10 protein-coding genes and 1 pseudogene are annotated in these 6,301 nt (G+C 35.4%); all 11 read right to left on the reverse strand.

Features of this window, described 5'->3' with window-relative positions:
- Positions 1-44 precede the first annotated feature (44 nt).
- Positions 45-1,205 (reverse strand): phage tail protein, encoded by a 1,161-nt coding sequence (locus BVG17_RS06315; protein WP_077188546.1) that lies wholly within the window; start codon positions 1,203-1,205, stop codon positions 45-47.
- Positions 1,205-1,991, reverse strand: a pseudogene (locus BVG17_RS06320) (baseplate assembly protein). Before BVG17_RS06320 ends, BVG17_RS06315 begins: the two are co-directional and overlap by 1 nt.
- Before the next feature lie 2 nt (positions 1,992-1,993).
- Positions 1,994-2,329, reverse strand: coding sequence for a GPW/gp25 family protein (locus BVG17_RS06325; RefSeq protein ID WP_010405462.1), 336 nt, complete (start codon positions 2,327-2,329; stop codon positions 1,994-1,996).
- Between the two features lie 4 nt (positions 2,330-2,333).
- A complete protein-coding gene (locus tag BVG17_RS06330; protein ID WP_010405460.1) occupies positions 2,334-2,588 on the reverse strand; it encodes a PAAR domain-containing protein in 255 nt (84 codons plus the stop codon).
- 5 nt (positions 2,589-2,593) lie between these two features.
- Complete coding sequence (locus BVG17_RS06335; RefSeq protein WP_096641463.1) at positions 2,594-3,058, reverse strand: phage baseplate assembly protein V; 465 nt, start codon at positions 3,056-3,058, stop codon at positions 2,594-2,596.
- Positions 3,045-3,518 (reverse strand): hypothetical protein, encoded by a 474-nt coding sequence (locus BVG17_RS06340; RefSeq protein WP_010405456.1) that lies wholly within the window; start codon positions 3,516-3,518, stop codon positions 3,045-3,047. Before BVG17_RS06340 ends, BVG17_RS06335 begins: the two co-directional genes overlap by 14 nt.
- The gene (locus BVG17_RS06345; RefSeq protein ID WP_010405454.1) at positions 3,515-4,027 is read right to left on the reverse strand and encodes a phage tail protein; all 513 of its coding nucleotides are present in this window, start codon (positions 4,025-4,027) and stop codon (positions 3,515-3,517) included. The genes BVG17_RS06340 and BVG17_RS06345 overlap by 4 nt, the downstream gene beginning before the upstream one ends.
- Entirely contained in the window at positions 4,020-4,331 is a 312-nt protein-coding gene (locus tag BVG17_RS06350; protein WP_029237677.1) for a head-tail joining protein, read from the reverse strand. The genes BVG17_RS06345 and BVG17_RS06350 overlap by 8 nt, the downstream gene beginning before the upstream one ends.
- Complete coding sequence (locus BVG17_RS06355) at positions 4,331-5,335, reverse strand: major capsid protein (RefSeq protein WP_010405450.1); 1,005 nt, start codon at positions 5,333-5,335, stop codon at positions 4,331-4,333. The genes BVG17_RS06350 and BVG17_RS06355 overlap by 1 nt, the downstream gene beginning before the upstream one ends.
- A 36-nt stretch (positions 5,336-5,371) precedes the next feature.
- Positions 5,372-5,743 (reverse strand): head decoration protein, encoded by a 372-nt coding sequence (locus BVG17_RS06360; protein ID WP_010405448.1) that lies wholly within the window; start codon positions 5,741-5,743, stop codon positions 5,372-5,374.
- Positions 5,744-5,818: 75 nt separating this feature from the next.
- On the reverse strand, positions 5,819-6,301 hold a 483-nt coding region (locus tag BVG17_RS06365; RefSeq protein WP_177429431.1), incomplete at its 5' end, for a S49 family peptidase.

Genomic DNA, 6,301 nt, shown 5'->3' on the forward strand with positions numbered 1-6,301 from the left:
TAACCTTATATTAATATAATATATGAGGATCTAAGTATAAGTACTTAACTTATTACACATATTACTTGACTATTTTTCCAACTTCTGTGCAAATGTCGATGTTCGTGCCATTTCAGTACTCCTGGGTAAAACACTAAAATGTAATTTTCTAATTCGTGTATTGAGTCTTTCTGCTCTGAATCTAAATCGTTCTCATACCTAATATTGTGTTCTGCTATAACGTATCCTACTATTTTTTGGTCAATGAAGTTCTTTGTTTGATAAAAATGAGTAACGCCAAATCTTTCTAAAATTGGTTTGTGTTTTAAATTCCAACGTTGCCCTGAAAGTTTATCGTTTCCCAATACAAATTTATTCCCTCTTTCCTCTACACTACCAACTGGAAAGCACGCATTTATTTCTCCTAATCTCCAACTATCCGATAATACTATCTGTGCTTTTGCAAACTTTATTTCTGGCAATAAGCTCTGTGGTAGTGGATGTAGTGCTTTTGAGTTATACCACTGATGATTTCTTTCATAGATGCCTTTGTAATCCTTCGTGTGAGGCTCTGTTTCCCCAAGTACTGCTACATCTAACCGATATATATCATTACTAAATGCTTGTTCATAATGGTTACGTAGATAACTCTCTATAACCTTAATTGATGTACCACTAAACCTGAAAAAATTTACTCTTCCAAACGATAATACTGGTCCGTCTTTTTCAATTTTTATCCCTGAGTAATCCGATAGCAAACTTCCAAATAAACTTTCATCTAAAATAAATCTGCTAATATTATAGTGATCATTGAAAATCCTCATTAGTCGAGATCTTACGGGCAATGATAGCTTTGCTAGCTCTACTACTGCATCTACAAAAAAGTCATTTGGAACATCCCTTATCCCTATCTGCAATTCAAAAAAGTGCTTACCAGGTGGTTCTTCGATAATTGTAATATCTTCTATATTTGCCCATTTTAGTGCTATTTTTAGTGATGCAGGTGTTCCTCTTAAACGCTGAAATTCTACCCCTTCTTTTATCGCTCTTCTTTTCTCTTTTGCCCAACGCAGTATCTCTTCTAAACCATATTCTTCTATTATCCATGGTAATACTTTTTCCCCTGGACTAAATTTAAACCCTCTGATACAGTTTGGATCAACTTTATAATCAATAGCCTTTACTAATGCTTGCTCTTGCTTTGTTGCGTTTGGGGGTAACAGCATTACTCAATCTTTAAATTTCGCAAATTTGCACACTCGTTACCTAGCACCACAACATCCTCTTTTGGCTCGATTAATTCCACATTTTCTACACCATCTACAAATAGATTCGCTATTATCCATGATTTTGTAACATTCCATCCCAACCTTCTACTTGCTTCAAACTTCTCAATAAACTGCGTTCTTGATTTCTTCCTTCGATATTACAGGACTTATGCTCATTCTACTGTGAATATCTATTTCCATAATATTGCAACCAATTACTGTTACTGTATCGGTTAAAACCCTTATATCATCTCTAGTAACCTGCTTTTTTACAATTTCAAGTAGCTCTTCTGAAGCTATGTCAGTTGTGGATAATTGTGTTGATAAAATCGAGATCTGTACTTTCCCTGGTATAGGTGATTCTACTAATGCATCTTTTACTCTTCTATCTGCCGAAAGTGCATGATAACGATAATACTCTTTGCTTCCTCCCTTACTTGAGCCTACTATCTTTGCTTTAATTCTTCTTCTAAATCGTTCATCCTCTTCTTCTTTCTGCCTCTCTACTCCATAAAACTCAGCTAAATTATCAAGATCTTCTCCCGTTGCAAATTTTAGTAAATTGCTCTTTACTGATTCATTTATTCTTTGTCTTAGTAACAATTCCCTCCATGCTGCTACTTCTAATACCTTTATCGCTGGGTCACTTTCTACTAATGCTGTAAAACTTTTTACTAACTCTTCCTTCATCCGAGAAAAAATCTCTTCAAAGTTCAGTGGTTCGATAATATTTGGCTGCTGCATTTTTAAACAACTACTCCATTAATATTTATGAACTTGCCTTCTGGAAGATAGACACCTTCTAAATTCAATGTTACTCTCCCTTCTTTTACTCCTTCAACTTTTACTTTTTCTAACTTAAATCTCTTCTCAAATTTCCCCAGTGCTTCTGCTGTTGCTGCATATATCTCAAGTGTTAAATCTCTATTTATTGGCTTATCTACTAATTCAAATAATCTTGAGCCATAATCTCTCCTCATTATTCTACTTTTAATAGGAGTGGTTAATATATCAATTATCGACTGCTTTAAGTGCTCTATTCCTTCTAATGCTTTTCCTGTTTTAGCATTCATTCCCTTCATATCTTTATCCAGAAAAAACGCTGCTACTTCCTCCTATTACCTTAAATCCACAGGAAACTGTATCTCCTACTCGTGCAATACCAATACCATTCACAAATACGCTGTTTGATCCTTGCGTTACTATTTCCCCAATAGTCAAGATGTCACCCTTACGACAAGCAGGTCTACCATTAACAAATACATCTTCACTCCCACTCACACAGACATGAATCGGCATACCTGTACAATGATCTCCTATGCAAACAACTGCTTTACTCATATATATTAATTCAAGTCTATTCTTCTTGCTTTTAATTTAATACTACCTTTTGTCATTTCTATACTCGATTTCCCAGCCTTCAGTGTTATTTTGTCTGCTACTTCAATCTCTAAATGATGCTTACCTTTATCATATGTAAACTTCGTCCCATCTTGAAATTTTATACTATTTATTTCTTTTTTATTCTCTGGTGCAGGGTACTTTTCCTGATATATTCCTGGTAATACTATTCCTAATGATAACTCTCCCAATGGTGACAATACTAATACCTGTTCATCGATATCTGGTGGAGACCAATCTCTATCTTTTCCTGCTTTGCTTGTTGTCCATGGCAGATAATCTGTTACAATATCTCCTATTTTCACTCTTACTTTTGCTTTTTCATAATCTACTTCTTTTACAAGCCCTATTCGTACAATGTTTGCTAACTTTCTTTGCAGCTCTGAAATAGCAAAATTACTCTCTAACATTTTCTCCTATTATAATCGTATGTGGCTTAATCTTATTTTCTGTCCATATCGATTTACCTAAATGAAGCTGATGACTCCACTCAACCAACCACACCAAATACGCATCTAATTCTGGTCTAAATCCGTCAATTTCCGCAGAGATAAATTCTCCTGGCGAAACATTTTTCACCTTCCAAGTATTTTTATTTACTACTTTCGCAATCTCAGCAGCTAATGTTCTGACAATAATAGGAGCATTTTCTATTGTGCTATCAATCACAATTCTTGCTTCAAATCTTGCTTTCAGCGCTAATTCCTCTGTTCCAGGATCATTTCCTTTTTCAAGACTGCTAAGTTCTACAAACACCGCTGGCGCTAATAATTCTTTTCTTATTGATGGATAAATTTCGCACGTCTGTATTGCTGATATTTCTTCTTTTAACTTAGTGCAAATTGCTTGATGTAAATCTTTAAAATTCATACATTTTCTGTAATATCACGCTCAAAGAACTTTTCAAACACTTTCTCAACCTCATAATTAACAAGATCTCTTATTACTTTTGATGCTTCTGGTTCCAATGGCAATTTAACTTCCTTTATTGGCAATGCTGCTCTTCCTTCACGTTTAAACATACCGCTATTTCCTTTTGGCATAACTGCTGCAAATCCTCCTATAAACTCATGCTTTCCTACTTTCGATCCTCTTCTTGTTTTTTGTATTTTACCAATTGTCGATGCTCTAATGTCATAGAGATTTGCTCTAATTAACACTTCTAATCTGCTAGTTTTCACCTTAAAAATTCTTAATCTCTTTCTTATCAAACTTAATTTTATTCTCTTTTCCTCACTGATTTCCTTAGCTGCTTTTGATTTTAGCCATATTGCTGTTTTGTTCAGCGCTTTTATAGCTGCCAGTCTTATTTTCTGCTCTTTTCTTTCAATATTCGAGATTATTTCATTAATATTGTTATTAGTTTTTATATCAAACACTTTCTATTGCCTCAATTTTCAATATCTTACCCGAAGAATCTTTCAATGGTAGTTCAAAAATCTTGTAGAATCTTTTTTCAATCTTGATATAATTACCTATGCTAAAGGAAGTAACGTCCTCACTGCATATCTCTATTGAGGCAATTTGCTGAGTTAATGCTCCATCTGCACCTAGAGAGTACGTAGTCTCAGGACGTTTAATTAGCACTTTTATTTTTCGAATCGCCTCCTTATTTTTATTACAGTATATGGCTTCCACTCCTAAATGCTCAAAACAATCTTTCAATAGTTTTCCTATATTCATCAGCTAGAACTAATTTTTACTAGCACTCCAGGCCTGTGGCACATTGGCAAAGGATTTGACTGTGTATGTAAATCGGTCCCTCTATCAAACCTCCTTGGCTCTTGTTTTGCATAGAGTGGCTGTCCAAGAGTATTTACTGTCTCATTAAAGTCTGCTGGTGCAAAATACGTTGTAAATGTGCTTGCTGTTCCTAGTGGAAAACAGTGCCCCGTATCTTTCTCAATAAATCTTCTCACGGTTCCTTCAGGATCTGTTGCTTGCCCTCTATATTCCTCAAATGTTATTCCACAGAACGTAAATCCTGATCTCATATCATTCCTTAGCGCTGCTCCTTCTTGCCATCTTTCATATGCTTCTTTTACTTTAACGTGAGAAGTTAATGCATCGAAAAACTCAGGGCTTACCAAGGCATGAATTCCTGTCATATATTCACCACTTAGATTATCTTCTATGTGCCGGAGTACTTCCAGACACTTACGTTTTACATCAGTTGTCGCTGTTCCCAGTGCAAAATTTACTACTTTTGGTGTGATTTCAAATTCGTTGTACAGATTTAATAATTCTGACCCGTCAGCATCTAAAATTATTCCTTTCAGCGCTCCCATTCGCAAATGCTCTAATGTTATTGCGTGTTTGTTTCTCATTAGCTGTAAATGGTCAGTTATTACGTCTGCCAGCGCTTTCAGTTCACTTTCTGATCCAAATGCCCTTATTCCCTGTACTTCCTCTGGTAACACTACATCATCATGCGGAATGTGCGGAATCGTAAATGTTCTTACCTTTCTTTTTCCTCTTTTTCCTACTGCTCCTGGTGCTCCGGGTAACTGCGTTGGTAGTAAACTTAATACTCCATTTTGCTCTTCTATGGTGATATGTCTAAATCTTACTGATCTACTTGGAAATAAATTTAAATTTTCAACACGTCCATAATTTATCGGCAATATATTCATCGCATTTGTTAGTGCCGTCATGCTAAATGCTGTATTTGTAAATGGATTTTGCATTTTTTATTTTCCCCCTTTTGTGTTTTTAATAGCTTTTTAAGCTCCCTTGCGGATAATGATCCCTCGTGCTTCAAGTTGCTTTATTGCTGCAGCTTTCTGCTCTTCAGTGATATTTGCTGGCCATACAACTGCATGATCAGCTAGCATTGCACCACGAGCAATAATTACTCCTTTACTATTTTCCTTTGCGTTTACATCGCTTGCTATTACACCTATCGCTGTTTGTGTACCATCTGTGGCAGTTGGATTTAAAGCTTTAATTAAATTATCTTTAGTATCATAACCAACTACTGTTCCTAGCTTCAGATTTTGTCCCTTTGCTACCGTTATTTGGTCTCTTGAATATAAACTTGATGCCTCATACTTTAATAGGTCACCTAGATTATTTTGTTCGGTTATACATGTCATATTTTCTTTTCTCCTTTTTTCCTTTAGTTTTACCGCCATGTTTGTAGTTATTGTATGCGGCGGTTATAAAAAAACTTAAATACTTGATTGTGCTCTAGCTTTAGCTACCTGCATCATCAACTCTTCTCCTGAATTCTGTGGTATTGCACTCAGTATCTCTGTCTTTTTCGTTCGCTCTGCAAGTAACTCCATTAAAACTTCCCGTGCTTTCTCAATACTTACTCCTTGCTCTATAAATTCTCCTATCTTTTCTGGCATCTTTGATACATTACATAATCTTATTATCTCTAAAATTTCTCTACGATAGTTCTCCTCAATAGTTGTCATACTAACACTCCTACTTTTATGATTGTTGATAAATTCAAAAAATGTTGTAACTCCATCTGCAAGACCTATTTCTACTGCTTTCTCGCCAAAATATAGCCCTGCTTCCGTTGATTTGATTGCTTGTATAGAAAGATTGCGATTACGTGCTATTAGCTGGACGAACATTTCATATAGTCGGTCTACTTCTTTTTGTAAGCTTTCCAGACTTTCAGACGTCATTTGCTCATGTGG

It is taken from the genome of Wolbachia endosymbiont of Laodelphax striatellus (genome assembly GCF_007115015.1).
Lineage (GTDB): Bacteria > Pseudomonadota > Alphaproteobacteria > Rickettsiales > Anaplasmataceae > Wolbachia.

Bases quoted from the DNA above. Each gene is read 5' to 3' on its own strand.
- BVG17_RS06315 (WP_077188546.1), bottom strand. From the start codon at position 1,205: ATGCTGTTACCCCCAAACGCAACAAAGCAAGAGCAAGCATTAGTAAAG.
- BVG17_RS06325 (WP_010405462.1), bottom strand. From the start codon at position 2,329: ATGAAGGGAATGAATGCTAAAACAGGAAAAGCATTAGAAGGAATAGAG.
- BVG17_RS06330 (WP_010405460.1), bottom strand. From the start codon at position 2,588: ATGAGTAAAGCAGTTGTTTGCATAGGAGATCATTGTACAGGTATGCCG.
- BVG17_RS06335 (WP_096641463.1), bottom strand. From the start codon at position 3,058: ATGTTAGAGAGTAATTTTGCTATTTCAGAGCTGCAAAGAAAGTTAGCA.
- BVG17_RS06340 (WP_010405456.1), bottom strand. From the start codon at position 3,518: ATGAATTTTAAAGATTTACATCAAGCAATTTGCACTAAGTTAAAAGAA.
- BVG17_RS06350 (WP_029237677.1), bottom strand. From the start codon at position 4,331: ATGAATATAGGAAAACTATTGAAAGATTGTTTTGAGCATTTAGGAGTG.
- BVG17_RS06355 (WP_010405450.1), bottom strand. From the start codon at position 5,335: ATGCAAAATCCATTTACAAATACAGCATTTAGCATGACGGCACTAACA.
- BVG17_RS06360 (WP_010405448.1), bottom strand. From the start codon at position 5,743: ATGACATGTATAACCGAACAAAATAATCTAGGTGACCTATTAAAGTAT.